The organism is Pseudomonas sp. S150 (assembly GCF_004526365.1).
GTDB lineage: Bacteria > Pseudomonadota > Gammaproteobacteria > Pseudomonadales > Pseudomonadaceae > Aquipseudomonas > Aquipseudomonas putida_A.
In genome coordinates this window covers 4,573,621-4,599,318 of the sequence record NZ_CP038207.1, presented here as the reverse complement: position 1 = coordinate 4,599,318, position 25,698 = coordinate 4,573,621, and the positions used below count along the sequence as shown (strand labels likewise).

35 protein-coding genes and 1 pseudogene are annotated in these 25,698 nt (G+C 59.1%); 28 read left to right on the top strand and 8 right to left on the bottom strand.

All coding sequences use genetic code 11. The features are described 5' to 3' along the window. Nucleotides 1-75: 75 nt before the first annotated feature. The 3 genes from E3Z29_RS21165 to E3Z29_RS21155 form a co-directional block, all read right to left on the bottom strand. Nucleotides 76-633 (bottom strand): hypothetical protein, encoded by a 558-nt coding sequence (locus tag E3Z29_RS21165; RefSeq protein WP_134786855.1) that lies wholly within the window; start codon nucleotides 631-633, stop codon nucleotides 76-78. Then, a complete protein-coding gene (locus E3Z29_RS21160; protein ID WP_256662029.1) occupies nucleotides 633-938 on the bottom strand; it encodes a hypothetical protein in 306 nt (101 codons plus the stop codon). Before E3Z29_RS21160 ends, E3Z29_RS21165 begins: the two co-directional genes overlap by 1 nt. Before the next feature lie 249 nt (nucleotides 939-1,187). After that, nucleotides 1,188-3,233 carry a DNA cytosine methyltransferase gene (locus E3Z29_RS21155; RefSeq protein ID WP_134786854.1) on the bottom strand — a complete coding sequence of 682 codons (2,046 nt, stop codon included), beginning with the start codon at nucleotides 3,231-3,233 and terminating at the stop codon, nucleotides 1,188-1,190. Nucleotides 3,234-3,283: 50 nt separating this feature from the next. On the opposite strand from E3Z29_RS21155, the gene E3Z29_RS21150 reads away from it, so the two are divergent. Then, nucleotides 3,284-3,907 carry a hypothetical protein gene (locus tag E3Z29_RS21150; protein WP_134786853.1) on the top strand — a complete coding sequence of 208 codons (624 nt, stop codon included), beginning with the start codon at nucleotides 3,284-3,286 and terminating at the stop codon, nucleotides 3,905-3,907. Nucleotides 3,908-3,918: 11 nt separating this feature from the next. On the opposite strand, the gene E3Z29_RS21145 is transcribed toward E3Z29_RS21150, so the two are convergent. The 5 genes and pseudogenes from E3Z29_RS21145 to E3Z29_RS21125 form a co-directional block, all read right to left on the bottom strand. Next, a complete protein-coding gene (locus E3Z29_RS21145) occupies nucleotides 3,919-4,239 on the bottom strand; it encodes a hypothetical protein (RefSeq protein ID WP_134786852.1) in 321 nt (106 codons plus the stop codon). A gap of 81 nt (nucleotides 4,240-4,320) precedes the next feature. After that, entirely contained in the window at nucleotides 4,321-4,632 is a 312-nt protein-coding gene (locus E3Z29_RS21140; protein ID WP_134786851.1) for a hypothetical protein, read from the bottom strand. Then, nucleotides 4,629-5,060, bottom strand: a complete 432-nt coding sequence (locus tag E3Z29_RS21135; protein ID WP_256662028.1) for a hypothetical protein — start codon at nucleotides 5,058-5,060, stop codon at nucleotides 4,629-4,631. Before E3Z29_RS21135 ends, E3Z29_RS21140 begins: the two co-directional genes overlap by 4 nt. 445 nt (nucleotides 5,061-5,505) lie before the next feature. Beyond that, nucleotides 5,506-5,739, bottom strand: a pseudogene (locus E3Z29_RS21130) (response regulator transcription factor); the annotation flags it as partial. Nucleotides 5,740-6,098: 359 nt separating this feature from the next. Next, nucleotides 6,099-6,815, bottom strand: coding sequence for a helix-turn-helix transcriptional regulator (locus tag E3Z29_RS21125; RefSeq protein ID WP_134786850.1), 717 nt, complete (start codon nucleotides 6,813-6,815; stop codon nucleotides 6,099-6,101). A 75-nt stretch (nucleotides 6,816-6,890) separates the two neighbouring features. Here E3Z29_RS21125 and E3Z29_RS21120 point away from each other — a divergent pair, with 75 nt between their 5' ends. From E3Z29_RS21120 to E3Z29_RS20990, 27 genes are all read left to right on the top strand, one after another. Beyond that, nucleotides 6,891-7,127 (top strand): YdaS family helix-turn-helix protein, encoded by a 237-nt coding sequence (locus E3Z29_RS21120; protein WP_305955839.1) that lies wholly within the window; start codon nucleotides 6,891-6,893, stop codon nucleotides 7,125-7,127. A gap of 207 nt (nucleotides 7,128-7,334) precedes the next feature. Continuing rightward, nucleotides 7,335-7,997, top strand: a complete 663-nt coding sequence (locus E3Z29_RS21115; RefSeq protein WP_134787606.1) for a phage regulatory protein/antirepressor Ant — start codon at nucleotides 7,335-7,337, stop codon at nucleotides 7,995-7,997. 11 nt (nucleotides 7,998-8,008) lie between these two features. Further along, the gene (locus E3Z29_RS21110; RefSeq protein WP_134787605.1) at nucleotides 8,009-8,785 is read left to right on the top strand and encodes a helix-turn-helix domain-containing protein; all 777 of its coding nucleotides are present in this window, start codon (nucleotides 8,009-8,011) and stop codon (nucleotides 8,783-8,785) included. Then, complete coding sequence (locus E3Z29_RS21105) at nucleotides 8,785-9,447, top strand: replication protein P (RefSeq protein WP_134786848.1); 663 nt, start codon at nucleotides 8,785-8,787, stop codon at nucleotides 9,445-9,447. The genes E3Z29_RS21110 and E3Z29_RS21105 overlap by 1 nt, the downstream gene beginning before the upstream one ends. Continuing rightward, nucleotides 9,440-9,649 (top strand): hypothetical protein, encoded by a 210-nt coding sequence (locus E3Z29_RS21100; RefSeq protein WP_134786847.1) that lies wholly within the window; start codon nucleotides 9,440-9,442, stop codon nucleotides 9,647-9,649. Before E3Z29_RS21105 ends, E3Z29_RS21100 begins: the two co-directional genes overlap by 8 nt. Further along, complete coding sequence (locus E3Z29_RS21095; protein WP_134786846.1) at nucleotides 9,640-9,942, top strand: nuclease domain-containing protein; 303 nt, start codon at nucleotides 9,640-9,642, stop codon at nucleotides 9,940-9,942. Before E3Z29_RS21100 ends, E3Z29_RS21095 begins: the two co-directional genes overlap by 10 nt. Beyond that, entirely contained in the window at nucleotides 9,939-10,310 is a 372-nt protein-coding gene (locus E3Z29_RS21090; protein WP_134786845.1) for an endodeoxyribonuclease RusA, read from the top strand. The genes E3Z29_RS21095 and E3Z29_RS21090 overlap by 4 nt, the downstream gene beginning before the upstream one ends. Continuing rightward, the gene (locus tag E3Z29_RS21085) at nucleotides 10,307-11,587 is read left to right on the top strand and encodes a tyrosine-type recombinase/integrase (RefSeq protein ID WP_134786844.1); all 1,281 of its coding nucleotides are present in this window, start codon (nucleotides 10,307-10,309) and stop codon (nucleotides 11,585-11,587) included. The genes E3Z29_RS21090 and E3Z29_RS21085 overlap by 4 nt, the downstream gene beginning before the upstream one ends. Further along, nucleotides 11,553-11,921, top strand: a complete 369-nt coding sequence (locus E3Z29_RS21080; RefSeq protein ID WP_134786843.1) for a hypothetical protein — start codon at nucleotides 11,553-11,555, stop codon at nucleotides 11,919-11,921. The genes E3Z29_RS21085 and E3Z29_RS21080 overlap by 35 nt, the downstream gene beginning before the upstream one ends. A gap of 2 nt (nucleotides 11,922-11,923) precedes the next feature. Then, nucleotides 11,924-12,619 carry a hypothetical protein gene (locus E3Z29_RS21075; protein ID WP_134786842.1) on the top strand — a complete coding sequence of 232 codons (696 nt, stop codon included), beginning with the start codon at nucleotides 11,924-11,926 and terminating at the stop codon, nucleotides 12,617-12,619. A 323-nt stretch (nucleotides 12,620-12,942) separates the two neighbouring features. Beyond that, nucleotides 12,943-13,266: a phage holin, lambda family gene (locus E3Z29_RS21070; RefSeq protein WP_134786841.1), complete on the top strand. Its 324-nt coding sequence runs from the start codon at nucleotides 12,943-12,945 to the stop codon at nucleotides 13,264-13,266. A gap of 151 nt (nucleotides 13,267-13,417) precedes the next feature. Continuing rightward, nucleotides 13,418-13,762, top strand: a complete 345-nt coding sequence (locus tag E3Z29_RS21065) for an HNH endonuclease (protein WP_134786840.1) — start codon at nucleotides 13,418-13,420, stop codon at nucleotides 13,760-13,762. Between the two features lie 169 nt (nucleotides 13,763-13,931). Further along, nucleotides 13,932-14,354, top strand: a complete 423-nt coding sequence (locus tag E3Z29_RS21060; RefSeq protein ID WP_134786839.1) for a terminase — start codon at nucleotides 13,932-13,934, stop codon at nucleotides 14,352-14,354. Nucleotides 14,355-14,381: 27 nt separating this feature from the next. Further along, nucleotides 14,382-16,136 (top strand): terminase large subunit, encoded by a 1,755-nt coding sequence (locus tag E3Z29_RS21055; RefSeq protein WP_134786838.1) that lies wholly within the window; start codon nucleotides 14,382-14,384, stop codon nucleotides 16,134-16,136. Continuing rightward, nucleotides 16,136-17,407, top strand: coding sequence for a phage portal protein (locus E3Z29_RS21050; protein ID WP_134786837.1), 1,272 nt, complete (start codon nucleotides 16,136-16,138; stop codon nucleotides 17,405-17,407). The genes E3Z29_RS21055 and E3Z29_RS21050 overlap by 1 nt, the downstream gene beginning before the upstream one ends. Before the next feature lie 18 nt (nucleotides 17,408-17,425). Next, nucleotides 17,426-18,088 (top strand): HK97 family phage prohead protease, encoded by a 663-nt coding sequence (locus E3Z29_RS21045; protein WP_134786836.1) that lies wholly within the window; start codon nucleotides 17,426-17,428, stop codon nucleotides 18,086-18,088. Between the two features lie 3 nt (nucleotides 18,089-18,091). Beyond that, nucleotides 18,092-19,258, top strand: coding sequence for a phage major capsid protein (locus E3Z29_RS21040; RefSeq protein ID WP_134786835.1), 1,167 nt, complete (start codon nucleotides 18,092-18,094; stop codon nucleotides 19,256-19,258). 39 nt (nucleotides 19,259-19,297) lie between these two features. Then, on the top strand, nucleotides 19,298-19,498 hold the full coding sequence (locus E3Z29_RS21035) for a hypothetical protein (protein ID WP_134786834.1): 201 nt from the start codon (nucleotides 19,298-19,300) through the stop codon (nucleotides 19,496-19,498). Then, complete coding sequence (locus tag E3Z29_RS21030) at nucleotides 19,495-19,827, top strand: head-tail connector protein (RefSeq protein WP_134786833.1); 333 nt, start codon at nucleotides 19,495-19,497, stop codon at nucleotides 19,825-19,827. The genes E3Z29_RS21035 and E3Z29_RS21030 overlap by 4 nt, the downstream gene beginning before the upstream one ends. Then, nucleotides 19,824-20,162 (top strand): phage head closure protein, encoded by a 339-nt coding sequence (locus E3Z29_RS21025; protein WP_134786832.1) that lies wholly within the window; start codon nucleotides 19,824-19,826, stop codon nucleotides 20,160-20,162. The genes E3Z29_RS21030 and E3Z29_RS21025 overlap by 4 nt, the downstream gene beginning before the upstream one ends. Next, the gene (locus E3Z29_RS21020) at nucleotides 20,155-20,598 is read left to right on the top strand and encodes an HK97-gp10 family putative phage morphogenesis protein (RefSeq protein ID WP_134786831.1); all 444 of its coding nucleotides are present in this window, start codon (nucleotides 20,155-20,157) and stop codon (nucleotides 20,596-20,598) included. The genes E3Z29_RS21025 and E3Z29_RS21020 overlap by 8 nt, the downstream gene beginning before the upstream one ends. Beyond that, a complete protein-coding gene (locus E3Z29_RS21015) occupies nucleotides 20,598-20,963 on the top strand; it encodes a DUF3168 domain-containing protein (protein WP_134786830.1) in 366 nt (121 codons plus the stop codon). The genes E3Z29_RS21020 and E3Z29_RS21015 overlap by 1 nt, the downstream gene beginning before the upstream one ends. Nucleotides 20,964-21,047: 84 nt before the next feature. After that, entirely contained in the window at nucleotides 21,048-21,788 is a 741-nt protein-coding gene (locus E3Z29_RS21010; protein WP_134786829.1) for a phage tail tube protein, read from the top strand. A gap of 9 nt (nucleotides 21,789-21,797) precedes the next feature. Next, a complete protein-coding gene (locus E3Z29_RS21005) occupies nucleotides 21,798-22,157 on the top strand; it encodes a phage tail assembly chaperone family protein, TAC (protein ID WP_134786828.1) in 360 nt (119 codons plus the stop codon). A 104-nt stretch (nucleotides 22,158-22,261) separates the two neighbouring features. Then, a complete protein-coding gene (locus tag E3Z29_RS29720) occupies nucleotides 22,262-22,465 on the top strand; it encodes a hypothetical protein (protein WP_256662027.1) in 204 nt (67 codons plus the stop codon). Between the two features lie 3 nt (nucleotides 22,466-22,468). Further along, a complete protein-coding gene (locus E3Z29_RS20995) occupies nucleotides 22,469-25,363 on the top strand; it encodes a phage tail tape measure protein (protein ID WP_134786827.1) in 2,895 nt (964 codons plus the stop codon). Beyond that, nucleotides 25,353-25,691, top strand: coding sequence for a phage tail protein (locus tag E3Z29_RS20990; protein WP_134786826.1), 339 nt, complete (start codon nucleotides 25,353-25,355; stop codon nucleotides 25,689-25,691). The genes E3Z29_RS20995 and E3Z29_RS20990 overlap by 11 nt, the downstream gene beginning before the upstream one ends. Nucleotides 25,692-25,698: the final 7 nt, after the last annotated feature.

Genomic DNA, 25,698 nt, shown 5'->3' with positions numbered 1-25,698 from the left:
GCGGTAGAGCGTTCAGCTTGTCCCAGAACTCGAAACCTTCACGCGTTTGTATGTTGCGCATCATGCAATCTCCAATCAGTTGTCGGTACCGGTGTAGGTGCGCCAAGGCACCTTCACGCCGTTTACGAGGAATCCCCAGTCACCGCGCCACTTGCTGGTGATGAAGAGAGTGAAGACGCCGCCGGGGGATACCTGGTCGATGCGGTGGTATTCGCCGTGGTTGAGGCGGGCGGTGTCGCCTTGGTAGCGCATGATCCACTCACAGGTATTTCTCAATACCCAGGCAACCACCTTCGGATCAGGCTTCGAAACCATCGCTGCCACGATCTTCTCTTTCCATTCGTCGCTTGACGGCCGCTGCTCCGAGTACCAGCCGCGCAGGATGATTGTCCGGGCGTTCCAGGGATGATCATGTAAATCACGGTCTTCATCCGGCCGCAGGATGTGGTGGATCCGGAACGACCACGGGCACCACCAGAACTTCGGCTTGTGCGTCTCCCGGCTGTAGGGGTTGAACAGCCACCAGCGGCCCATGTACATCTCGGTGCCGTCGGCGGACATGATGTGCTGGTACGGGGTGAGCTTGGCGCGGGCGATGAACCAGTCGGCGAGGCGCCAGAAGAGATTGATCATCACGCTGTCTCCTGTGCGATGTCGTGCCAGCTATCGACCTCGAACTCAGCGGGGCGCAGGCCAAGACGGGCTCCATCCAGCATCACCACCGCCACCGCGCCGTGGCTGTTCGTCCACACCGGATAAGAATTGCCGACCGTGGCCACCGGCACATCGCCCTTGATGTAAGCGAACCCGATGCTGGGCATTGGATCGGCGGTGACGGTTTTCAGCATCCGGACCGTGCGCGGCACTCGATCGCCGAATGGGTAGCTGTTGCTGCGCTTGTGCAGCGCCGGACAGTCGATACGGTTTTCTGTGGGCATGGCAATGTCCTATGCCGGGGCATTCCCGGGCGGTGGAGGGTTTGACTTCTTGTTGTGTGAGCGATTGGCACAAAACCTTTCAGCAAGCGATTTAGAAAACGCATGAAAGACTGTCGGTGACTAAAACCACCGGAGCGCTTCCGCATGAAGCAACTGATTGCTGAGTTGATGTATCAAGTTCTCGTCGAGCTGTTGAGCCAGATTCTGATGCGTCTGGCCGATTGGCTGTCGGCGTTGCCGTGGCTGTGACTACGCCGCGGCTGCCTGCTGCTCGACGGCGCGCCACGGATCATTGGCCCGAGCCAGTGCTGCCATCGGCGGAGGGCTGACGCTGTTGCCGCACATGTGCACCTGCTGGGTCTTGGTGAACGGCTTGCCGTCGGCGCCGTGGCTGATGATGTAGTCGGCGGGGAAGCCCTGGGCCTTGTACAGCTCGGCCGGCTGGAGCATTCGCAAGCAAATGTCGACGATCACGTACGGCGTGCCTTTGATGGTGACGGTGACCAAGCCAAGCCGATCCTTGGTGGTGATCGTTGGCGCTGGCGCGTCGGCGGCGCTCATGTTCTCGGTGCCGTAGTAGCTGATCAGGAATGCCGCGACACGCAGCGCACCGGCTTCAACCTCTGGCGAGAGCTGCAGCTCGACCAGCGAGCTCTTGCCGCCACCGCCGGCGGTGATCGTCGGTGCCGGTTCATCCACGCCCTGGCCGACACTGGCTCCGAACTGGCGCTCCATGAAGGCGGTTACCAGCCCGTGGTGAGTGCCGCCGGCGCTGATGGTGTGCAGCGGGTCGCCGGCGGCCCGCGCATCACAGTTGCCGCGCAGGTGCACCAGGTTCGCGGTCACCAGCTGCTGCTGGCTGCCGGTGTTGGTCACCGTGGTCATCGGGTCCTCAATGCTCTTGGCGTCGGTGGTGTTGAATCCGCCATTCATCTGGGCCATGAAAACCGTGGAGATGCCCATAGCGTGGGCGGCGCCGGCCGGGCGCTGGTAGTTTCCGCCGCTGGTGATGGTCGGTAGCGGCTCGTCGAGCGCCTTGCCTTCATCCGAGAACCGGAACTTGACCTGGTGCGCCGCCGCGAGTGCGCGGTGGTTCTGGGTCATCAGCGTGCCGACTGGCTGATCGGCTGACGCCGGTTTGCCGCTGTACGCAGGACCACCAGCACCAACCATCACCGGGCTGATCAGCGTCAGCTCGCCACGATTCGCGCAGGTGATCGTCGGCAGCGGGGCGTGAGGATCGTTGATACGGTCACTGCCCTGGTGCGTGGCTGGCGCGATGATCGGGCTGGCCATGGCGAACGATCCGCCGCGTGGCCAAGATGTCACGGTGCGCAGTGGCTCGTTTGCGGACTGCACGCTTTCGCCGGACCAGTTCGCGATCGGCACAATGAACGGGTCGGCGGCATCGATGACAAACTTCTTCATGCCTTTGGCGATTCGCCGCAGGGTTGCCGGTGCCAGCGGCTTTGGCCGGTCGAAGATGCTTTTGCTCGGGATAGTCCAGTCGATGCACTCGGCGGCGGTGCGCCATTTCTGCTGTCCCTTGGCTGGGTTCTTCGCGTGGGTTGGCTCAGGCCACACTATCGGCTGACCATCGCAGCGGGCGATCATGAATAGTCGCTCACGGCTGGTTGGTGCGCCGAAGTCGCAGGCCTTGATCACTCGCCATTCAACGGTGTAACCCAGGCGCTGCAGCTCGGCGACGAACACGGCCCAGGTCTGCCCGCGCCGCGCCGGGTCTGGCACCAGGAACTGCTGGCTGACCGGGACGACTTCATCAGGTGCGGCAACGCCGCCGCCAAGCTTCACGACTCGGCCGGTTGCCTTGCAGCGCTTGGCGATCAGCGGCCCCCACTGAAGGATCTGCTTCACGTTCTCCAGGCTGATCACCCGTGGCTTTTTCTTGCCGGCCCACTTCAGGCCGATCCACGACAGGTTCCGGATCTCACGCTTGCGTGGCTGGCCGCCGGCGGCCTGGCTGTGGTGCGTGCAGTCCGGCGACATGTGGAACCAGCCCACGGCCTTGCCGCCGCACTCGGTATCCGGATCGCCGTCGAACACGTCGGTCGTGTAGTGCACGGCACCCGGGTGATTCACGGTGTGCATGCTGATCGCCTGAGGACTGTGGTTCTTCGCAACGTTGACCGCGCGGCCGAGCCCCATCTCCAGCCCGGTACCGGCACCGCCGCCACCGCAGAAGAAGTCGACAACGATCTCATCGTCCTGAGTGCTGAAGCCGAGTCCGTATTGAGTTTTGAAGTCGAAGGGGTGTTTCTTCTGTTGTGCGGACATAAGAGATTCTCGCCGGTATATTGCGATTTTTGAAAAGGGAGTGATTGGTAATGCCTAGGGAACCAGAAGACGGTTGGTTTAAACCTTGGAATTCTGTGCAAAATGCAGTCTTGCTTCTGGCTTTTTGCTTCGTAATAGCGCTTTTCGACTTGAACAAAAGCGAGCTGGCGAGTTGGGTGCAGGCAATTGGATCGATAGCATCGATTTGGGCTGCATTCTTAATAGGAAATAAGCAGATAAGAAAACAGAACCAAATACGCGAACAGGAAGTAGCGAGTCGATCTGCAGCGTTTTATTTCGTAGTTCAAAATGCGGTTAACGGTGTTAAGTCATTTGGTTCGTTAATTGATAATGGCAGTCCTTCAGCACTTCTTGTTGAGAACTGGCGAAAGATTCATTGCCAGTTGCTGAAGAATTCCAAAAATTCGTTGAGTCAGCTTCCATCCTATCAACTTGGCAGTTATGAGCTCGTCGATAGTTTTCATCAGATTTGCGGATCCATTGATACGATCGTTGCCCGAGTTGAGGCAGCGTTCGTCAAAGATGCATTTCAAGAGCAGGAGCTTGCTTTCATGCGTCAGGAAGTAGGGTTTCAATGTATGATGTGCATGAGGAACTGGGGTCGGTTTGAAGAAGCCTCAAAAACGCTCAATAACGTTATTGCGCTTCCTTAATCGATTTATGCCTACGCATCTGACTTATCTCGACCGAGTCGAAACTCTTCACGGTCAAAGGCGAGTTTTAACTTCCGCGACACGTTTTCGGGTATCACATACTCGTGTCGCGGCGGAGTGAGCAGGGGAAGGGCGCCGCCCGGGCCAAGGCCGTGCAGGTGATGAATCATCAGCGTGATCGCCTCGCCCGGTTCCTCGATGCCGCTCCAGGTCATCAGCTCAGCAAGAGCTTGGCGCGTGCCGGGTAGGCAGTGGAGCCTGATCTCTTCTTCGCCGCGGCTCTTCCTCTTCGCCGCGGCTTTCTCTGAGCGTTCCGCATTGCTCTTGGCCACGGCCTACCTCTTCAATTCCGCTGGCCGGCAAGTCCAGCCAGGTCTGTCGGCGGCGCGTGGCCGCCCGGTTGGTCATCCGCCTCATGAATCGGCGTACGTGAAGTCGTTTTCTCGGGCAATCAGCTTTGCGCGCTTGTGATCGATCCCGACTTCGGTAGCGGCCTGGTACAGCGTGGCGCCGTTCTCGGCCAGCTTCTTCAGGGCCGGTGCCAACTTGTCGCGTTTGGCGCGAAGCTTGTCGCCGTAGGCGGTGCCGAAGGTCAGCTCTCGCTCACCGGACACACCCGGCGCGATCTGTTGAACCTGCTTGCCGGCGCCGAAGAACTCTTCCAGCGCCCGGTTCAGGTGATCGGTGATCTGCTCACGCGGATCTGGCATTGGAACGCCGATCATTGCCGGTTACCTGAGAGCGTCACCTTGACCCCGTCTGCCTGCGATTCCAACGCCTGGGCGAAGTTCATCGCCTCCTTGTAGGTGAACCGAAACCCCTTCACCTTGCCGGTCGACACCTCGGTGATGTGGAAAGCGTGGGTGCCTTTGGCAACGACCTGATAGCGAATCTTCTGCACGGGAGGTTCCTTGCCGATCAGGGAGTAGAACTCGGCGGTGGCGATGACGTTGCGCAGACGAAGTGCTTTGAGCCCGTCGACGCGTTGCTGCAAGGATGGGTGCATGGCTGATCCCTCGGTGGTGGGGTTGCGTTCATTCGTCAGCACTCGGCGGCGCCTGCTGGTTGCCGTTGGGCGCAGGGGAGAGTGCTGACGCAATAAACGCGAGGCGTAAAAAAGCCCGGTTGCACCCGGGCTTTTCGTTTGCTTCACACGAAGACCTCCCTACGTGAGAAGCCCACCAGGCTCGCTACTGGCGACAGCCTGGGGTTGAATCATCAGCGGTGAACTTGAACGTAGGGGTAGGCCTGCCGGTTGCCCGGTGGTGCGCGGTGACACCGTCGACCAAGATGTCCGCTGCCTGCTCATGGATTCTCGAGCGAATAGTCAGGCTTTCTTCGCTACCCAAGTTGAAGCGCTGGTCTATTTCATGGTGGTCACCCTCACTGTCGCGCCGTTGGCATCTTGGCGGGCGCTCGCCGTACTCATCTGGTGTTGCATGCAGGTGGGCGGTTATAGGCCGCATATTCGTCCGCATCCCAATGCACCCTGTCGCCAAGGTGCAGCAGTGATGCATTGCCGTCGTTTAAGCGATAAAAACACCATCGTTCGATTCCCCAACTGGACCTTGAGGATTCGGACCGTCTGCCTGTCCTACGATGATCTCCCGCCGCATAGCCTCGGCGACCGCCGCCGACTGGCGATGAACGCCCAGCTTGAACATGGCGTTGGATATCCGCTTGGCGACCGTTCCAGGCTCAACATCGTGTGACCGGGCGATCTGTTTGGCGGTAAGGCCCTGGGCGACTAAAAGCAAAAACTGAAGTTCTCTGCGAGCAAGCCCAAGGCCGAGATGGCCGATCCATGTGCCGCTCTTGATGATTGATTCCATGCTGTGTGCCTCTCGGTTGATTTCCCAATGCGCCCGGCTGGCCAGGCGCATCAGTGAAAAACACCGTGTCCCTTCGGCGCTGCTGGCGCGGTATGGGCTCATTCAAGTTGTTCGTCCGACCGCGACACCGTCCGCCGGATAACTGGATTTGGCGCTTTACGCTGCACGCCCGGGTCAGTTGCCAACCCTCTGAACCGTTGAGGCCGGTTCATCGCTGCCTTCCATCTGGCCGGTTGTTATCCGGCGATGGGCAAAATATAGGGCAGCCTTTATTTCGAGTCAACAGGTATGCCTTTATTTTTTATTTAAGGCAAAAAAAATCCCGCGTTTTGCGGGATTCATTACAGGTATGGGCTGAATTACCAGAGAGCGGAGGACCAGAAGACCCGGCCGAGAACCGCGATTTCTTTCTCGAGCATATCCTGAGGTGTGTACTCCTCGTCAGGATGCTCATCACGGTTGTAGCTGCGCATGCGAATGCCGCCACCAGGCAGTCGGTATAGCGTCTTAACGCGGAGCTGGCCGCCGTGATCCAGGGCGTACATCTTCCCGTCGGTTATGGTGGTTGTGCCACGGTCAACGCCTACAGTGCTTCCGTCGGGCAGTACGGGCTCCATGCTGTTGCCGGAAACTGTTACGCAGACAGCCTCGGATGGTTGGACGCCCTGTCGGCGTAGAGTCATTTTCCCGAACCGCAGCTTTTGCCTTGGTGACTCGTGAACTGCCGTTATTCCAGCACCTGCTGACAACTCGACTTCCTTGAGAAACGGCACATAGACCTCGTCATCATCCAGCGGGGTCTCATCGTCCCATACGTCGAAAGACCCGATTAGCACGGCGTTTGCTTCGACTGTAGGAGGGCGCTGATTACCTTCCGGTGAACCAGTCCCCTCAGAAAGCCAAACGGGGTCAACTCCGCATATCTGAGCCAGTTTTATCAGGTGTCCAGAGGTGCGAGTAAGCCCTCGCTCTATCTCCGAGATGGATGCCTGTTTTATGCCTGCCCGATCAGCGAGTTCAACCTGGGTTAACCCGGCGCCCTTTCGTGCTTGTTTCAATCTGTCTTTGAGTTCCATGCCCGCCAATTTATAGGCCAACCTTTGCAGTTGCAAAAAGGTATCCCTTTCCATAACATAAAGGCATCCCTTTATATGGGCGGAGATTCGATGAACAACACTTTCAAAAAACTTGTAGAGCACTTCGGCTCCCAAGCAGCAACCGCAGCCGCCCTTGATGTGAAACAGGGGACTGTAAGCGGTTGGGTTCGGGGGCTTCACGGCTGTTCCGCCGAGGCCGCTTTGAAGGCGGAGATCGTTACGGAAGGAAAATTTCTTGCGCGTGACCTGCGACCAGGACTTCCAGAGAACGCTTCCCGATTGTTGGGCTGATTATCCAGCAGAGGGGGCGGTACTGGCAGTGCGTCGGAAATGCTGGAAATCCATACAGTAAAAAAACGCAGACGAAAAAAAGCCGGTGGCTAGACCGGCTTCTTCAAACAACAAACTTGAGGGGCCAGTATGAATACGAACGTCACCCCCGGCAATACCCCAATTCCTGCGACACGTTTTGCCCAATCTCAAAACGTGTCGCGACACATGTCTTCGCGTGAGATCGCAGATCTGATTGGTAGCTCTCACGACAACGTGCTGAAAACCATCCGCGCCCTGGTCGCGAAGGGTGTCGTTTCTTCAAACGACACCCCCTATGTCCACCCGCAGAACGGCCAGGTCTATCGCGAGTTCCTGTTATCGCAGCGCGATACCCTGGTCGTCGTGTCCGGCTACAACGTCGAGCTGCGCGCCCGAATCATTGATCGCTGGCAGGAGCTGGAAGCGCAGGCGGGTCAGTTCCAGATCCCGGCCACTTACGCCGAGGCGCTCCAGGCTGCTGCTGATCAGGCGAAGGACAACCAAAGCCTGCGCCTGGTCATCCTCGATCAGGCCCCGAAGGTTGCGGCCATCAATCGTCTGGCAGCCGCTGTCGGTGCGATCTGCATCACGGACGCCGCGAAGCACTTGCAGGTTCAGCCATCGAAGCTGTTTGCCTGGATGCAGCAGAACCGGTGGATCTTCCGCCGTCATGGCTCCGGTCGGTGGACTGCCTACCAGCCACGAATTACCTCGGGCCACATGGTCCACAAAGTCACCGCTCTCAAGCCTGACTCAGAAACCGGCGCTGAGCGTGCCGCTTTCGATCCTCTCGTTACCCCAAAGGGCCTTGCCCGTTTGGCCGAACTGAATATCGGAGCCTCGAAGTGAGCGTTCAAGCAATGTCATGGGCGCTTGCGCTCCGCAAGACCGATCTCGAAAACCCGGCGGCTCGTCACGTTCTGCTGTGTCTGGCGAACTACGCCGGTAGCGATGGACGAGGTGCGTTCCCGTCCGCCGCGACCCTCTCTGAGGACACTGGCCTATCCGAGCGCACGATCCGCTTGAAACTTGATGAACTGGAGAAAGCCGGCTTCATCGTTGAAGGCAATCAAGCGATCGCTGCCGCGTATATCGACCGCCGTGACCGCAGGCCTGTGGTGTACGACCTTCAGATGAAGCGGGGTGCAAATGCTGCACCCCGTAAGGATCGGGGTGCAGATGACCGCACGGGGTGCAGCTCACAGCAGAACGGGGTGCAGGAAAACGCAGAACGGGGTGCAGCAGCTGCACCCAATCCGTCACTGAACCATCAAGGAACCGAAGAGCAGCTGCAGCAGCGCGAGATTGATGCCGCTCTCGACGAGCAGAACCGCGCAGCCATCGAGTCGCAGGACGACCGTCAGCGCTTCGCAATGTTCGCGACCTGGGAGCCGAACGAGAAGTCTCTATCCGATCAAATTGCAATCGCCAGGCTTCCCGCTGATGCGATACCTGACGCCGCCGTGCGGGCTTTCATGGGTTTCTTCGTTGCCAAACCGGCCACCGTCGATACATCGGCGGGCTGGTGCCACCGACTGGTGCAGTGGGTGAAGCGTGAACGTGTGCAGGCAGCAGGTCGTGGTCAAGAGCCTGATTTCAACGACACCAGCTGGGGCGATGACCTGGGAGGTCTGTGATGAATTCCGTTTCGAATGTGCTGCAAATGTTGCCCAACGTAGCGTCGGCCGAGGTGGCGCCAGTGAAGGCTGACCCGGGAACTGTCCAGGTCATCAACTCGTTGTTTCGCGAGCTGATGGCGATTTTCCCGGCGTGGAAGCAGGCATGGCCTGACAAAGAGGCCACCAGCGCCGCTAAAGCTACGTGGACCAAGGCCTTCATGGCCGAGAAAATAACGACGATCGAGCAGATTCGCTTCGGCATCGAGCAGTGCCGGAAGCTTGGCTCTGACTTCGCGCCGAGCGTCGGCAAGTTCATCAATCTGTGCCAGCCAACCCCGGAAATGCTCGGCCTTCCTCCACTCGAAACGGCGTTTCGCGAAGCGTGCCGAAATGTTCATCCGTCGATGGCCGGCCAGGCGAACTGGTCGCACGACGCAATCTGGCACACGGCCAAGGAGTCTGGCTTCGAAAGCCTGAACCGTTTGGAAACCTCTCTCTCGCGCAAGCTGTTTGAGCGCAACTACGTGATCACGGTTCGCCGCTTGATCGATGGGTTGCCGCTGCAAAAGATGCCACTGGCATTGCCGGCCCGTGTTGATGGCCGCCGGACGCCTGAGGTCGGAAACAGGGCATTGGCCGAGCTGCGCGCCATGCGTTCAGGGGGTGTCCGTCATGCCTGATCGCCGCCTCGCTGTCCCTGAGATCGAAACCTACCGCTGGGCCGTGTTCTGCTGCTCGTTCAAGGTCGACTTGAGTTCGCCGCCGGATCACGCACTGGCGCTGTTCGCCGATTCGGCCATGGCCAAACGCTACGGCGCGTGGATGTGGCCGGGCACCTTCGAAGTGGTCGACGTCGTTACGGGGAAGCCGGCATGCGAGTGAGCTCGAAGAAGCTGCGCAACTCGGCCCGAGGACAGGACTGCACCGTGCGCCTGCCGGGTGTCTGCAACCACAACCCGGAAACCACCATCCTCGCGCATTTGCCGTGCGGACAAAAGGGCATGGGCATGAAGGGCTTCGACACCGTTGCGGTGTACGCCTGCAGCTCCTGCCACGACGTCATCGACGGTCGTGCCGCCGGCGAGGTTGATTGGTCCGACATGCCGCGCGCCATCGCCGAAACACATGAAGGCCTGATCCGGGCCGGAATTCTCACCGTAAAGGGGGCTGCATGATCGACATGACGCTGCCGTGGCCGCCAAAGGAGTTGAGTCCGAATGCGCGCGTGCACTGGCGGCAAAAACACAAGCATGCAAAGGCGTATCGCCGCACCTGCGGCCTGATCGCGCTGGCGCTGGATGCACCGCGCCTCAGTGGCAAAAAATACTTCTGGGTGACGTTCTGCCCGCCGAATCGCCGGGCCTATGACGATGACAACCTGCTGGCCCGCTTCAAGGCCGGCCGTGACGGTGTTGCGGACGGCCTGGGCATCGACGACAAAAACTTCGTCACCACGATCAACATCGGCGAGCCGGTGCCTGGCGGCGCTGTGCGTGTGCACATCCGGGATTACCCAATCGACCCGGAGCCGAACACGCCATGAGCCAGAGCCTACTGACCACGTTTTCAGACGCCGAGATCCGCCGGCAATCGGCCAACACCGGTATCCGTGACATGCGTGACGCGCGGTTCCCGGGCGTTTACTTCCGCTTCCACAAGAACCGCGAGCGCGGTACGTGGCACCTGGTGGTCGGCAAGAAATGGGAAAAGATCGCTCGATTCCCGGATCTGCCGGTGAAGGGTTTGATCAACGCGCTGCCGAAGATCCGCGAGCGCCTGGCCGCAGATCCAAAGGCCTCGGCATCGGCCGGCACCCTGCAGACCGTTGGCCAGTTGCTGGAGTGGTTTGCCGCCCGACAGGCCGTTGACCGAAGCCTTTCGGATAAGCGCCGCTCCACCAACACTTCGATCATCAGTCTCCACTTGAAAACGCGTCTCGGTGAGCTGCTGGTGGACGATCTCGACCGGTTCACCCTGGACAAGCAGTTGATGTGGCCGATGCAGGCCGAGTTCTCGCTGTCCTACGTCCGCCTGGTGTGGGGCGTCCTGGTGGTGGCTGTCCGGCAGGCTGAGAAGCTGCGGCTGATCAGCACCAACCCGATCGCCGGCTTCAAGTTCACCGATTTCACCAAGGCCCGGATCCTGCCGAAACCATCGCGCCTTCGCGCCGTGCAGATCGAGGACGTGATCGAACAACTGGCCGATGGCTTCGACCGGGCGCCGCAGGACTGCATGCTGGCGCTGATGATGCTCTGCCACGGTACGAGGGTCGGTGAAACCCGGATGGCTCGATGGGCCCACCTGACCTTGGGTGAGCAGGGCGAGTGGTTCATCCCGGCCGAGAACACCAAGACCCGTTGCGAGCATCGGCTGCCTCTGACCCATCAGGTCTGCGCGCTGCTGGGGCGTTACAGGGAATGGCAGGCAGGGAAGGGCTACAAGGGCGCGTTCGTGTTCCCTGCACGGTTGGGCGGGTGCCTGAGTGATGGGCAGGCCTGCGCCGTGTTCACCCGGTTGGGCAAGGGCGAGTGGACAAGCCACGACCTGCGCAAGGTGGCCCGGACCGGCTGGACCGATCTCGGTGTGGACTTCCTCATCGGCGAGATGCTGGTGAACCACACGATGACCCGCAACGTGCAGACCTACATCCACACGTCCGCCGAACTGCTCAAGCGCGAAGCCCTGAACAAGTGGCACGAATGGTTAGACGGGAAAGGCTTCAGCCTGATTCACCGCTTGACCATGACTAGAAACGGAAATTCGCAGAATGCGGCCGAGGCCTTGTATGGCGCGGCTTCTAGCCAAATCACGAAACAATAAAAGGCGAGGTTTAAAAATGGATAAAAGAACACACGGCCCCGCCTTTGTGCGCCGCCAGATCCCGCTCACCGACTGCCCATCCTGTGCCGGGAAAGGGGTGATACAGGGCGTGTTTCATCAGCTCGACTGCATCGGTTGCCACGCTTCCGGCCTGGTGCACGCCGAAACGCTGGAGCCGCTGCCAGTAGATGATCTGATCGTTCAGCTGGGCATGCTGATCCGACAGGGCGGTCGCCCTGCGATTCTTCCGCCTGGTGCGCCGAAGTCCACCGCTGAGCTGTATCAGCAAACCAATACGCGCGGGCCTGGTGGCTCGTCGTTCAAGGGGGATTGAGGATGATTTACCAAAATATTCTGGGTGCGGTCGTATCTGCCCTCGCCGCCGAAGCCATCGACAACACCAGCACACAGGCATGGCAGAAGCTGTACAACTCTGTCGACGAAGAAGAGGGCGGCGACCTGGCGACATTGGTCCGCTCGCGTGGTGCCGACACCATGGATCGCAGAGAAGTGGACTGCTGGGTATCCGCCCGGCTGCACAGCGCGCTCGAGCAGAAGCACTGGGACGCGCTGGTGGCGAAGTACAGCACCCACAAAGGGTGCAAGGTGCAGGCCATCTCTGCATTGCAGACCCTCATTAGGACTCCAGCGTCAAAACTGTTTCTGTACAAGGCCACCACGGCCTGGGCTATCCCACAGCTCAAAGGAGCGCGGGTGAAGGTGGCAAAGTCCGTATCTGTTGAGATCCCGCTTGATGCGCCGGCATGGCGTCGGGAGTCGATGGTGCAGGCGGCGATATCGGCCGGGAAGGCCAAGGCGAAGAAGGATGAATCCAGATCTGCCGACATGATCGTGCTGAAGGACAGCTTCTACGACATGAACACCTGGGACAACGACGGTACTCCGGAGTCGACGCGGCGCCGGTGGCGGCAGGATATCGGCAAGGCTGCTGACGACCTGGTCAACGATGCGCTGGCGCACGCCGCCGAAATTCTAGGAGCAGAGGGTTTGATCATTGAGTGTGCCGCGTAATCGACTGTTGACATTACTGAGCGAATGAGCGAAATTTATCCCATCCTGTCATTCCTGCGCGTTGCAGAGGATCGACATTTAAAAGCCCGAGCATTGAGTCGGGCTTTTTGCTTTCTGTAATGCGGGTGAATGCGCAGGCTGATGCGCTAGGGATTCGTACTCCTGAGCCTTATGCCGGAGATCAGTACCGGTCATCTGCACCCATACCAAGCCTCGGCATTTGCCGGGGCTTTTTCGTTTTCGGCTCCACCACACCCATTGCTCCGAGCTGGGAGTGCTGCTGGAGCCGGATCTAATGCACTCCCCCAAAGGGAGGAATCGAGATGCCGAACATGCCTGAGAAGGATCCTGGTCTGTGGGCCGCAATGATTGCCTGGCTGCTGCTGCATCAGCCGCAGCTCTACGCCGCTGGCCTGTCGGTCGGTATTGCTGTTCTGCGCGTGATGTACGGCGGCGGCACTCGCCGTCAGATGTATCTGGAAGGCGCGCTGTGCGGCCTGGTCACGCTGTCGTTGGTGCCACTCCTTGAATGGATGGGCCTACCGCAAAGCATGGCCACGTTCGCCGGCGGCGCCGTTGGTTTTCTCGGCGTCGAGAAGGTGCGCGGTTACTACGATCGGGCAGCAGCTCGGAAGGTTGAAGGCTGATGGCCTGCTCTGGATGCGCTGCCCGCCGAGCGCGAGCAGCCAAGTGGCTGATGGTTGCAGCTGAGCGTGTCCGCCTCCTGACCGAGCGACAGATCGCGCCAGTGCAGCCCAGCCCGCCCGCCAAGAGCGAGCCGCCAACCGAGTAGAGCGCATGCCAGTCCGGCCACAACGACACAAGCCAGCGGCACCAGTCACGCCCAAGCATTCGACACCTGAGCAGCAGCGAGGCAATAGCAACTCCCGTGGCTACACCTACCGATGGCAGCAGGCGAGCAAGGGCTACCTGGCCAAGCATCCGCTCTGCGTCCACTGCCAGCAGGAAGGGAGAGTGGGAGCCGCGACTGAGGTCGACCACATCGTCCCGCACCGAGGCGACATGGTTCTGTTCTGGGATCGGACCAACTGGCAAGGGCTCTGCCGCCCGCACCACAGCAGGAAGACGGCCACGGAAGATGGTGGTTTCGGCAACGCCAGAGGCGGTCGTGATCGGTTCTGAGGCACGTCAACCGCGTGCTTCGGATGGAATGAAGCACGTCAACTCCCCGTTGTGGCACGTCACAGCCCCAAGGGGTGGGTCAGAAGTCTGGGCCTTTTTGCTTCCCGACCGCGCCCGAAGGCTTTTTTCGCGCCGTCAAAATTAGGATTTGAAAATAAAAGGGTGACAAATGACCAGAGGACGGAAGCCGACGGCCCCGCACCTCAAGGTTCTGGCTGGTACTGATCGCCCGGATCGCGAGGAAAAAGACGCGCCGGAGTTTGATCTCATCGAAGATTTTCCCGACCCGCCTCAGCACCTCAATGCAGACGGTGCAGAAATGTGGCGAAGCCTCGGTCGGCAACTTGTGAGTGCCAAGGTTCTCCAGGTCGTCGACTTGTATTCGCTCGAGCAGCTTTGCCACGCATGGCAGTGCTTTCGGAAAAAAGCCAAGGCCGACATGGAGGCGACCGCCGCCGAAACAACAGCATTGAAGGCGCTTTTCTCTGAGTTCGGCATGACGCCGGCCAGCCGCCGAAAGGTTTCTTCTGGAGGATCAGAAAAAAAGGGCAATCCCTTTGCCGGCAACGGCAGAAAGCAGGGAGCCAAATAACCGAATCACCTGAATTTTGGGGTAGGAATGCGTGATTTCGTAAAAATCGCGACCGACTACGCCAAGGCTGCGGTTGCCGATAAGAAGCGTAAAAGGCACGGAAAGCTGATTCGTCAGGCCGCACAGCGCTTTCTTGATGACCTGAAGCGGGCCAAAAAGAAGGATTGCCCTTTCCTTTTTGACTCCTGGCATGCGAATGACCCCTGCGACTTCATCGAAAAGCTGCATCACGTCGAGGGCAAGTGGGAAAAGCCGACGATCGTCATGCATCCGTCGCACATTTTCTTCGTGGTACAGCTGTTCGGCTTCCGCAAGCGCGAATCGGTGTACACCGAAGGGTGGGGTGATGATGGAAAATTTCATCCTCGCCGATTCACGTCGGCGCTGTTCGCCGTAGCGCGGAAGAATGCGAAAAGCACTCTGTCTTCAGCAATTCTTCTGTACTGCGAGTGCTGCGAACCGGAGGAGGGCGCGCAGATCGTCAGCGCGGCCACGACGTTCGGCCAGGCTGCGATCATCTTCAATGCCGCCAAGCGTATGGTCGAGAAAAACGCCGACCTGCGCGAATACTTCGGTCTAGAGGTTTGGGCAAAATCGATTAGCCGCGCTGAAACTGGTGCGAGTTTCAAGCCGATTCACGCAAAAGCGTCCACTCAGGACGGCTTGAACCCGTCGCATACGGGTCTTGATGAAATTCATGCGCACAAGACCGCTGACCTACTGAACGTTCTACAGTCTGCAGCTGGCGCCAGAGGCAACCCACTTTGGCTGTTTACCACTACTGAGGGATACACCAACCCGGGGCCGTGGGCAGAAATTCGGATGTTTGCGAAGAAGTTGCTTTCCGGCTTGTTTGGCACGACAGCCGATCACTACCTGGTGGTGTTCTACGCGGTCGACGACGAGGACAAAAGCCTCGGCATCAAGGCTGATGATGAGTTCGACGAGAGCTGCTGGATCAAAGCCAACCCGCTGATGGATGTGAACCCGCATTTGATGGCGGCAATTCGCAAGGAGGCGGTAGAGGCGAAGCAGATGCCATCCAAAATGGCTGAGTTTCGAATCAAACGGCTCAATCGACCTGCTTCAACGGCTGACGGCTGGGTCGACCTCAACAAGTGGCAACGCTGCGGCGGTGAGGTCGATCTTGAGTGGCTTTCACAGTATCCATGCTGGGGCGGACTGGACCTAGCTTCGACCACTGACCTCACATCGTTTCGATTGGTGTGGGACGTGGACGGCGTGCTCTACACCTACGGCTGGCGCTGGGCGCCAGAGAGTTCGGTTGCATTTCGAACCGAGCGCGGCACTGTTCCGTACGCATCGTGGGTCGAATCCGGCCTGCTCAAGCAAACCGAAGGCGATGTAACCGATTACGCCGTGATCGAAGCGGACGTGAAGTCGGTCTGCGCGCGTTTCAACGTGCAGGCGATCGCCTACGACAAATGGAACGCCAGTGATCTGGTCAATCGACTGGTGGCCGCCGAGTTGCCGATGATTGAGTTCATCCAGGGGCCCAAGTCCTACCACCCGGCTATGCAGGTGCTGGAGCGCGCTTACATTGCGGGTGCCTTTGCTCACGGCGGCGACATGATCCTCAACTGGTGCGCATCGAACCTGATCGCCAGGCGGGACGACAACATGAACATGGCGCCCGACAAAAAACGGTCGGCGGACAAGATCGACGATATGACCGCACTCCTTATGGCGATAGGTGTAGCGGGTGCCCACGTGGACACCGTGAACCTTGATGACTTCCTCAATCGACCAATGAGCATGTAATGGCAGATACCGACTACAGCATCGACCTGCGCACTCGCAGTCCATTCTGGGCGCGCCTGGCGAGCTTTTTCGTCGGAGGACGGCTGACATCGCCCAACCAAGGATCTCAAACCGGCCCTGTGTCGGCTTCAGGCACGGTGGGCGACTCAGTCGTCAACGACGAGCGATCGCTCCAGATATCCACGGTCTTCGCCTGCGTTCGCCTTATTTCCAGCGTGTCGGCATGTCTGCCGCTGGACGTCTTCGAGACCAAAGGCGATGACCGATCCAAAGTTGGCTTGGATAACCCGTTGGCGCGCCTGCTGCGCTACGCCCCGAACCAATTTATGACCGCGTTCGACTTCCGCGTAGCGATGACAATGCAGCTTTGCTACTACGGCAACGCTTATGCGCTGATCGAACGTAACGGTGTGGGCGACATCATCAGCCTGATACCACTCATGTCGGTAAACATGGACGTGAGGCTTGAAGGCAAGCGGATCGTATACCGGTACAAACGGGATGACGCTTACGCCGATTTCAAACAATCCGAGATCTTTCACCTGAAAGGGTTTGGATTTAACGGGCTGGTGGGTCTTTCCCCGATCGCTTTCGCAGCGAAAACGGCAGGTGTAGCCGTCGCGATGGAAGATCAGCAACGTGATTTCTATGCGAACGGTGCCAAGTCTCCCCAGATCCTCATGACGGGCGAGGGCAAGACACTGAGCAAGGTCCAGCGTGATCAGGTCGAGGCAAACTTCAAGGAAATCGCCGGCGGCCCGGTCAAAAAGCGGCTTTGGATCTTGGAGGCCGGCTTTACCACCCAGGCCATTGGTGTGAGCCCGCAGGACGCCGAAACGATGGCTGCCCGCAAGTTCCAGGTCGGCGAACTGGCCCGCTTCTTCGGCGTTCCGCCGCATCTGGTGGGTGATGTTGAAAAAACCACCAGTTGGGGATCTGGAATTGAGCAACAGAACATTGGTTTTCTTCAATACACCCTAGATCCCTACCTGAAAATTTGGGAAGGCTGCATTCAGCGGTGGCTGGTGAAACCCGCCGACGTCGGGCGGATTCACGCCGAGCATAATCTCGATGGATTGCTTCGTGGGGATTCGGCCGCGAGAGCGGCATTCATGGGGATCATGGCCGATAAGGGTCTTCGAACCCGTGATGAACTTAGGCGTTTGGACAATCTACCCTCTGTGCCTGGCGGTGATGTAGCGACGTGTCAGTCGCAGAACGTACCTCTTACCCAACTTGGAAAAACGAACCCCGCACCCAGCGGGGTTTAGTTTTTCTGGAGCTAACCAATGTCCAATATTCAAAAGACCTTGGCCTTCGAACAGGTCGAGATCAAGTTCGACTCCGCAGGAAAGACCGGCACCTTCGAGGGTTATGCCAGCGTGTTTGGTGTGGTCGACAGTGACGGCGACATCATCTTGCCGGGCGCCTTCAAGAAAGCGCTGGCCACGCAAAGCCGACAGGTTGGCATGTTCTTCAATCACCGAACCTGGGAGCTCCCCGTCGGTAAGTGGTTGAACCTTGAAGAGGACAGCAAAGGGCTGCTCACTCGTGGCGAGTTGACGCCGGGTCTTTCGGTGTCGACGGATTTGCGAGCGGCCATGGAACACAAGACCGTTGAAGGTATGTCGGTCGGTTTTACTGTCTTCAAAGATGACTTCGATCTGATCGACACCGGTCGCGCATTCAAGAATGTGCAGGCACTTCGCGAAATCAGCATCTGTACCTTTCCTGCCAATGAGCAGGCGACCATCGAATCCATGAAAAGCCTGGAATCGATCACCACTATTCGCGACATCGAGCATTGGCTGAGGGATTCGGCCGGGCTTTCGAAGTCGCAAGCACTGGGCCTCATTGCCCGGTTCAAGTCCGCAGTTCGGAGCGATTCCGAAGGTGGCGAAATTAACGCGCTCATCGAGCGCATCAAGTCCTTCCCATCTGTAGGAAACTGAACCATGTCCGAATTGGCCCAAATCCAAAAGGCAATCGAAGACGCGCAGAAGAACATGACCGAACTGTTCGATGCGCAAAAGAAAGAGATCACCAGCACAGGTGAAATCAGCAAAAAACTGCAAGGTGATCTGCAAACTGTTCAGGAAGAGTTGAAGACTGCAGGCACTCGGCTGTTTGACTTGGAATCTAAGCTGGCTGGCGGCGGTCTGGATAATCCGGAAACCAAGAAGTCGTTCGCCGAACGTGCTGCCGAAGATCTGAAGAAGAACTGGAACGGTTCAACTTCCGGCAAGGTCGACGTCAAGAGCTTCAGCAAGGCGCTCGGCTCCGGCAGCACCTCGGCAGGCGCACTGGTTCAACCACAGCAGAACCCGGGTATTTTGATGCCGGGCCTGCGTCGCCTGACAATCCGCGACTTGCTTGCTCAGGGGCGGACCTCTTCGAACGCCATCGAGTACGTGCGCGAAAACGTGTTCACCAACAGCGCAGCGCCGGTCGCCGAGGGTGCGCTGAAGCCAGAATCGCAACTGACCTTCACCAAGGAAACTGCAAACGTCAGAACCATCGCCCACTGGATCCAGGCCTCGCGCCAGATCATGGACGATGCCCCGATGCTTGAGTCCTACGTGAATGGTCGTTTGCTGTTTGGCCTGGATCTGGTTGAAGAAGGTCAGCTGCTCAACGGCGACGGTACCGGTGACAACCTGATTGGCCTGAACAAGGTGGCAACTGCTTACGACACCGCGCTCAACGCGACCGGTGACACCCGGGCGGACCAGATCGCTCACGCCATCTTCCAGACCAGCGAGTCCGAGTTCGAGGCTTCCGGCCTGATCCTCAATCCGCGCGATTGGCATGCCATTGCATTGCTGAAAGATGCTGATGGTCGTTACATCTTCGGAGGCCCAGCGGCTTTCGCGGCCAAGGTGATGTGGGGTCTGCCAGTGGTTGCGACGAAGGCTCAAGCCCAGGGTACCTTCACCGTAGGCGGCTTCGACCTGGCCTCGCAGATCTGGGATCGGATGGATGCAACCATCGAGATCAGCAACCAGGACCGCGATAACTTCGTGAAAAACATGCTGACCATCCTCTGCGAGGAGCGTTTGGCGATCACGCATTACCGCCCAACCGCCATTATCAAAGGCGCGTTCACCGTACCAACCCCATAACCACAGGGCTGGGGCAGGAAACTGCCCCGGAAGATTGCCATGACCAAAATTCGCGCATTACGGCAGTTCTCGCACTATCACGCGGGCAACTTTGATCAGTTCGAAGTTCGAGACGTGGCGGACGAATACGCTGAGGCCTTGATCGGAATGGATCTCGCTGAAGAAGTTGAGGCGGGTACCGATCAGCCTCCAGCGACACAGGCCACCCAAAGCTCTAAAAAGCCGGGTGCAAAAAAATGACCGTATCCGTTTCCGATCTGCTTTCAATTGAGCTGATGCGGAAGCACCTGCGCGTTGATTTTGAGGACGAGGATGATCTGATCACTCTCTACGCAGAATCTGCGCTGGCTTGGGCGCTGTGGTACTGCGACAACGACAAACTGATCGAGGTTGGTGACTTTCCTGCCTCTTTCAAGGCTGCGTTGCTATTGCTGCTCGGGCATTCGTTCGCGAACCGAGAGGCGGTTGAGATCGGCGCGAAGGGCGAAAAACTACCCCTTGGCGTTGAATCGTTGTTGTGGTCTTCCCGCAATTTTTCAGGCCCTGAACCAGTCGAGACGGCGCCATGAGAGCAGGTCGCTTGCGGCATCGAATCGACTTTGAAGAAAAGGCCCTTGTGCAAGACCCAAACAACGGCGAAATGATTCAAGGCTGGCGTCCAGTTCGTGAAAGGGTTCCGGCGGACTTCGAACCCTTGAGTTCCAAGGATTTGTTCGCCGCGCAGGCGGCGCAGTCCCAGGCTACGTGCAGGTTCGTGATTCGCCATTGGGCTGGGCTGCTGCCAACCATGCGGATCGTACATCGGGGGAAGGTTTACAGCATTGAGGGCGAGCCTCTACCTGATCGGGAATCCGGTTTGGAGTACCTCACGATCCTCACCAAGACGGGGGTGAACGATGGGTGACTACGTCCGGTTCAATCTCAAGGGCGCCGACGAGTTGTCCACCAGGTTCAAAGGATTGACCGAGGAAATGCGCCGCAAGGTGGTGCTGCCGGCAGCAAAGGATGCCATGGACATTGTGCTGCTTGACGCGAAGGACCGCGCAGCGCGGATCGATGACCCGGAAACCTCAAACTTCATCCCAGCCAACCTGGCCATGATCGAGCGCAAGGCGATCGGCGAGGAAGTCGGCGCCGTGGTCATTTCCGTGGGCGTGCGTATGCGCAAGCGCGGGCAGAAGGGCGGTAACACGTTCTACTGGTGGTGGGTTGAACTGGGCACCGAGAAGAACCGGGCAAAACCGTTCCTCCGGCCGGCCCTGGCCAACAACCGCGAGGCGCTGTTCAAGGAATTCCTCAGCTCGGCGAAGTACCAACTGATCAAGCTGGGAGTGAACTGATGACTGCACCCATTTTCACGGTGTGCGCCGCCGCGCCGGCGGTCACGGCGCTGCTCGGTACTGGGCCGACGCGACTGTACCCGCACGGCGAAGCACCGGAGGGGACAGCCAAACCCTACGCCGTCTGGCAGGTAGTCAGCGGCTCGCCGATCAACTACGTCAACGGTGTGCCGGACACGGACCGATACGGCCTGCAGGTTGACGTGTACGCCGATACGGCGTCCGCCGCCGGGTCTGTTGTGACGGCGATGCGCAATACCATCGCGCAACACGCGTACATCACCGCTTTTGGTGTCGACGGCAAGGACAAGGATACGCACAACTACCGCAAAGGCTTCGACGTCGCCTGGCTTGTGAGCCAGTAGGCGAAACCTGAAAGAACGACCCACTTCGGTGGGTTTTTTTATGCCCGCTCACAAGTGATTTCGAAGGAAATCGGGGAGTTTAAATTGACCATCAAGACCCAAGGCACGGACCTCTATGCCATCGACCCAGCCAGCAATACGTTGTTGGTGGTTGGCTGCTTCACCTCCCTGGACGGGATCGACACCAGCATCGCGCAGATCGAAACGACCTGCATGAACTCCAGTGCGCGGGAATATGAGGCCGGCCTGGCTGAACCAGGTTCCGCCTCGTTCGGCCTGAACATCGACCCACAATCGCCGGCTCATGTCCGCCTTCACCAGCTGAAGACCGCCGGCACCAAGCTGGTTTGGGCGATCGGCTGGTCTGACGGCCGCGTTATGGGTAGCAACGGCGATTTGACGGGTATTCCACCGACAATCAGCCTGCCAGGATCGGTGACGGCTCTGGCGGTAACTAATCCAGGCAGCGGCTACACCACCGCTCCCACCGTTTCACTGACTGGCGGCGGCGGTACTGGTGCCACTGCTACCGCAACAGTTTCCGGCGGTGAAGTGACTGGACTGACCATCACCAACCCGGGCAGCGGTTACACCACTGCACCAACCGTGGCATTCACCGGCGGCGCTGGCACCGGTGCAGCGGCTACCGCAGTGATCGACGCCGGCGTCGACTTCAACCTGCCGACCACCCGCACCTGGATCACCTTCGAGGGTTACATGAACAGCTTCCCGTTCAGCTTCGCGCTGAACGACGTTGTGAAGTCCACCGTCGGCATCCAAGTGTCCGGCGACCCGGTATTTGTCCCGAAAGTCATCACTCCATAAGGAAGCCCCATGGATCTCAGCATTAAAGCACTTACGGCTGCCGGCGCATTCGTCGCGCCGCCGGTGAAAAAGGACATCACCTGGCACGCCGGCGGCAAGGTTCAGAAAGCCTCGATCTACGTTCGACAGGAGTCGTTCGTTGAGCTGACCGAAGGCTGGAAGAACGAAGGGCAGGGTGCCGATCGTCTGGCCGCGCGCATCGCCTCCAACATCCTGAAGAAGGACGGCACGCCGGTATTCACTGTCGAGGACGTTCTCGGCTCCGAATCGTCCGGACACGGTCCGCTGTCTGCCGAGCTGACCATTGTGCTGCTCAACGCCGTTTCCGAAGCCAATGGCGCGGCGAAGGAAGACCAGCCAAAAAAATAGGGCCCGCCGAAGAGTTCTGGCATGAGCTGGCGCTCAACGGCATCGGCGGGCGCACGGTCGCCGAAGCGCAGGCAAACCTCAGCTACAACGAGGCGCTTTCGTGGATGGCTTATCGCGAGCAAAACGGCACGCTGAATCTGGGCCTGAAGATCGAGCGGGGTTTCGCCCTGCTCGCCACCATTCTCAACAACCTGCACGGCGGCAAGGCTACGTTCGACGAATTTCTGCCGAAGCGTGGCGAGGTGGTGGAAGAGGCAGAAGCCTCTGCGCAGGATCTGTTCAGGCTGCTGCAGTCGGTCAAGAGGTGATTTATGGCGGTTGATTCACTTGGCCAGCTGACGGTCGATCTGGTGGCCAACACCGGCGGCTTCGAAAAGGGCATGGACCGTGCCCAGCGTGCGCTGAAGTCGGCCACCAAGGAAGCGGCCTATCAGGCTGGTCAGCTCGACAAGCTGGTCGGCCAGATTGACCCGGTGATCGGGGCCTATGGCCGCCTCGACAAAATGGAAGAGCAGTTGCGTAAACACCGCGCTGCTGGTCGGCTCGATAATGCCGACTTCGACATGTACCTGGGCAAGCTGAAGGAGCAGCGTGACGCAGTCGAGAAGGTTGATCGCGTCATGGCCAAGAACGGCCAGACCGCCAAGCAATACGCAGCCAACCTGCGCGGCGTTCCGGCTCAGTTCACCGATATCGCCGTGTCGTTGCAGGCCGGTCAGAACCCGCTGACGGTTTTCCTCCAGCAGGGTGGCCAACTCAAGGACATGTTCGGCGGCGTGGTGCCGGCGGCCAAGGCCCTGGGTGGCTATGTGCTAGGTCTGGTGAACCCGTTCACTGTCGCGGCGGCAGCGGCGGCGGTACTGGCGCTGGCTTACAAGCAGGGTTCCGACGAGGCCACGGCGTTTAACACCTCGCTGGCGATGACGGGCAACACGGCCGGTACGACTGCGAACGGCTTGGCATCGATGGCCCGCCAGGTATCGAGCGTGGGCGGAACCGTCGGCAAAGCCTCCGAAGTTCTGGCGCAATTGGCGGCCTCCACCCGGATCCCTGTAGCGGCGTTTGAATCCATCACCGAGGCCGCAGTCAAGTACGAATCAGCGACTGGGATTGCAGCCAGTAAAACGGTTGAGAACTTCGAGAAGATCGCCAAGGACCCGGTTGCGGAAATTCTGAAACTCAACGAGTCGATGAACTTCCTGACGGCGACCACGTACGAAAACATCAAGTCGTTGCAGGAGCAGGGCAGGACTCAGGAAGCGGCCGCATTGGCGACCGCCACCTATGAGGACGGTCTGAATCGGACATCCACGTCCATCAAGCAGAACCTCGGCTACCTCGAGGCGAGCTGGGGCGCGGTCAAGAGTGCCGCCAAGGGGGCTTGGGATGCAGCGCTGAACGTCGGTCGTGAGGAAACGCTCGATCAGCAGATCGCCAAGCTCGACGAGCAACTGAACGCCATTGCGGATAACGCGGCAGCGCGTAACAAACGCAACACCAGAGGCAAACCGGCAGACCCGTTCAGCAATCTAACGCCGGATGACAGCTACCGCACGGAAGCTCTGGAACGGGAGAAAACCGAAAAGCTGCTGCTCAAGGCCGAGCAGGATCGTCGGGCATCAGCCAAAGGTTACGCTCAGCAGCAACAACAAGCCGCGCTGGATGACCAGCTCAAGCTGGACAAGCTCCGCAAGGAGACCGAGAGCAATGCCGACAAGCGAGCCAAGGAAACCGCTCAATATCGGCTGCTGGTCGAGCGGCGGGTAGCCCAAGCCAAAGCATCTGGCGATAAATCGCTGCTGATCTCTGCCGAGCAACAGGCGAAAGACCTCGCGGCGATCAACGAAAAATACAAGGATCCCAAGGCGGCGAAAACACCGGCGTACCGTGAGGATGCCGGCATCAAGGCACTGGATCAGGCGAAACAGCAATACGCCGTGCTTCAGCAGCAGAGCGCCCTGATCGGCGACCAGTCGGCGGCGAGCCAGAACCTTGGCACGAACGCGAAAAAGCTAGTCGAGTGGGAGCAGCAGCTCGCCGACATCAAGGGCAAGAAAACCCTTACCGCCGAACAGCAATCGCTGCTGGCCAGCCAGGAGCTGATCACCGCCCAGCTCAAGCGTAACGCTGCGCTCGAAACCGAGAACACGTTGCGTGAGAAAGGACTGGAGACCCGCCGCAAGTTGGCGGCGTTCGATGAGAACCTGAAAAGTCAGCTGTCCAGTGCTCAGCAAGGCCTCGACAACAACCTGGCCGGCATCGGCTTGGGTGACGAACAGCGCAAGCGGTTGCAGGAACAGCGCGCTATCCAGCAGTCGTATCAGTCGCAACAGGACAAACTGACCTCGGACTACAACAAGAGCAACAAGGACCAGTTCAGCACCGAGCTGTACGACAAGGAAACGCAGGCCCTAAAGTCGGCGCTCGACCAGCGCCTGGCAATGCAAACGCAGTATTACGCCGACGAGGACAAGGCACGCAGCGACTGGACACTGGGTGCATCCTCGGCGTTCGACAACTACCTCAATCAAGCGCGGGACGTGGCAGGGCAGGCGAAATCGGCCTTCACCTCGCTGTATGACGGGCTGACCGATGCGGCGGTGGACTGGGCTTTCGGTGCTGATCAGAGCTTCGGTGATGTTGCCAAGAGCTTTGCCCGCATGATTGCCAAGATGGCCTTGCAGTCGGCCGCCTCGAATGTGTTTTCCAGCATTGCTGGTAGTGCGCTTGGCGCTGCGCTCGGTAGTGGTGGCGGTGGTGCTGCGGCATCGGCTGGTAGTACCGCCGCCGGCTACTCGGCTGATGTCTTGTCGAAATGGCAAGGATTCGACGATGGTGGTTACACCGGTCCGGGCGGCAAATACGAACCAGCCGGCATCGTACATGGCGGCGAGGTCGTCATCCGCAAGGAAGTGGTTGATCAGCCGGGGATGAAGGAATACCTGACCCGCCTGAACAAACGTGGCTACGCAGACGGTGGTTATGTCGGTCTGTCTGGTGGTTCGTCGTCAGCACCGGCAGCGCCTGGACAGGTCGTCATCAATCAGTCGTTTCAGGTGCAGAATGCTGGCGATGGAGCTTCACAGCAGGACTCGCAGGCGCTTGGCCAGGCCTATGCCGATGTCGCAAGGCGCGGAGCCCAGCAGGAAATCGCCAAAGAAACTCAGCCCGGTGGGCAGATCTGGAGGCTTGTAAATGGCCGTTGAGACTTTCACCTGGTGCCCGCTGGTGTCTCCCACCAGCGCGCCGGAGTATCGGAACAGAACCTCGAAGTTCGGAAACGGGTATGAGCAGACCGTTGGAGATGGTCCGAACAATAGAGAGGACGAGTGGCCACTTACCTTCGTTGCAAAGGAAGCTGTAGCGCGTCAGATCAAGGACTTTCTTGATCGGCACGCTGGTAACAAATCGTTCTTCTGGACACCGCCGCTCGGGGATCTGTCGTTCTACCGAGCTTCGGCCCCGGCCGTCACGCCTCTCGGCGCCGGGATGTACTCCCTCGCAACGACATTCACGCAATCGTTTCAACCATAAGAGGCAA

Coding starts and splice junctions, on each gene's coding strand:
- E3Z29_RS21080 (WP_134786843.1), top strand. CDS start 11,553: ATGGCGCGGCTTCTAGCCAAATCACGAAACAATAAAAGGCGAGGTTTA.
- E3Z29_RS21045 (WP_134786836.1), top strand. CDS start 17,426: ATGTCCAATATTCAAAAGACCTTGGCCTTCGAACAGGTCGAGATCAAG.
- E3Z29_RS21105 (WP_134786848.1), top strand. CDS start 8,785: ATGAATTCCGTTTCGAATGTGCTGCAAATGTTGCCCAACGTAGCGTCG.
- E3Z29_RS21005 (WP_134786828.1), top strand. CDS start 21,798: ATGGATCTCAGCATTAAAGCACTTACGGCTGCCGGCGCATTCGTCGCG.
- E3Z29_RS21120 (WP_305955839.1), top strand. CDS start 6,891: ATGGGCGGAGATTCGATGAACAACACTTTCAAAAAACTTGTAGAGCAC.
- E3Z29_RS21050 (WP_134786837.1), top strand. CDS start 16,136: ATGGCAGATACCGACTACAGCATCGACCTGCGCACTCGCAGTCCATTC.
- E3Z29_RS21065 (WP_134786840.1), top strand. CDS start 13,418: ATGCCAGTCCGGCCACAACGACACAAGCCAGCGGCACCAGTCACGCCC.
- E3Z29_RS21140 (WP_134786851.1), bottom strand. CDS start 4,632: ATGATCGGCGTTCCAATGCCAGATCCGCGTGAGCAGATCACCGATCAC.
- E3Z29_RS21055 (WP_134786838.1), top strand. CDS start 14,382: ATGCGTGATTTCGTAAAAATCGCGACCGACTACGCCAAGGCTGCGGTT.
- E3Z29_RS21040 (WP_134786835.1), top strand. CDS start 18,092: ATGTCCGAATTGGCCCAAATCCAAAAGGCAATCGAAGACGCGCAGAAG.
- E3Z29_RS21100 (WP_134786847.1), top strand. CDS start 9,440: ATGCCTGATCGCCGCCTCGCTGTCCCTGAGATCGAAACCTACCGCTGG.
- E3Z29_RS29720 (WP_256662027.1), top strand. CDS start 22,262: ATGGCTTATCGCGAGCAAAACGGCACGCTGAATCTGGGCCTGAAGATC.
- E3Z29_RS21115 (WP_134787606.1), top strand. CDS start 7,335: ATGTCTTCGCGTGAGATCGCAGATCTGATTGGTAGCTCTCACGACAAC.
- E3Z29_RS21165 (WP_134786855.1), bottom strand. CDS start 633: ATGATCAATCTCTTCTGGCGCCTCGCCGACTGGTTCATCGCCCGCGCC.
- E3Z29_RS21030 (WP_134786833.1), top strand. CDS start 19,495: ATGACCGTATCCGTTTCCGATCTGCTTTCAATTGAGCTGATGCGGAAG.
- E3Z29_RS21070 (WP_134786841.1), top strand. CDS start 12,943: ATGCCGAACATGCCTGAGAAGGATCCTGGTCTGTGGGCCGCAATGATT.
- E3Z29_RS21085 (WP_134786844.1), top strand. CDS start 10,307: ATGAGCCAGAGCCTACTGACCACGTTTTCAGACGCCGAGATCCGCCGG.
- E3Z29_RS21150 (WP_134786853.1), top strand. CDS start 3,284: ATGCCTAGGGAACCAGAAGACGGTTGGTTTAAACCTTGGAATTCTGTG.
- E3Z29_RS21060 (WP_134786839.1), top strand. CDS start 13,932: ATGACCAGAGGACGGAAGCCGACGGCCCCGCACCTCAAGGTTCTGGCT.
- E3Z29_RS21075 (WP_134786842.1), top strand. CDS start 11,924: ATGATTTACCAAAATATTCTGGGTGCGGTCGTATCTGCCCTCGCCGCC.
- E3Z29_RS21025 (WP_134786832.1), top strand. CDS start 19,824: ATGAGAGCAGGTCGCTTGCGGCATCGAATCGACTTTGAAGAAAAGGCC.
- E3Z29_RS20995 (WP_134786827.1), top strand. CDS start 22,469: ATGGCGGTTGATTCACTTGGCCAGCTGACGGTCGATCTGGTGGCCAAC.
- E3Z29_RS21015 (WP_134786830.1), top strand. CDS start 20,598: ATGACTGCACCCATTTTCACGGTGTGCGCCGCCGCGCCGGCGGTCACG.
- E3Z29_RS21160 (WP_256662029.1), bottom strand. CDS start 938: ATGCCCACAGAAAACCGTATCGACTGTCCGGCGCTGCACAAGCGCAGC.
- E3Z29_RS20990 (WP_134786826.1), top strand. CDS start 25,353: ATGGCCGTTGAGACTTTCACCTGGTGCCCGCTGGTGTCTCCCACCAGC.
- E3Z29_RS21035 (WP_134786834.1), top strand. CDS start 19,298: ATGACCAAAATTCGCGCATTACGGCAGTTCTCGCACTATCACGCGGGC.
- E3Z29_RS21125 (WP_134786850.1), bottom strand. CDS start 6,815: ATGGAACTCAAAGACAGATTGAAACAAGCACGAAAGGGCGCCGGGTTA.
- E3Z29_RS21110 (WP_134787605.1), top strand. CDS start 8,009: ATGTCATGGGCGCTTGCGCTCCGCAAGACCGATCTCGAAAACCCGGCG.
- E3Z29_RS21155 (WP_134786854.1), bottom strand. CDS start 3,233: ATGTCCGCACAACAGAAGAAACACCCCTTCGACTTCAAAACTCAATAC.
- E3Z29_RS21095 (WP_134786846.1), top strand. CDS start 9,640: ATGCGAGTGAGCTCGAAGAAGCTGCGCAACTCGGCCCGAGGACAGGAC.
- E3Z29_RS21020 (WP_134786831.1), top strand. CDS start 20,155: ATGGGTGACTACGTCCGGTTCAATCTCAAGGGCGCCGACGAGTTGTCC.
- E3Z29_RS21090 (WP_134786845.1), top strand. CDS start 9,939: ATGATCGACATGACGCTGCCGTGGCCGCCAAAGGAGTTGAGTCCGAAT.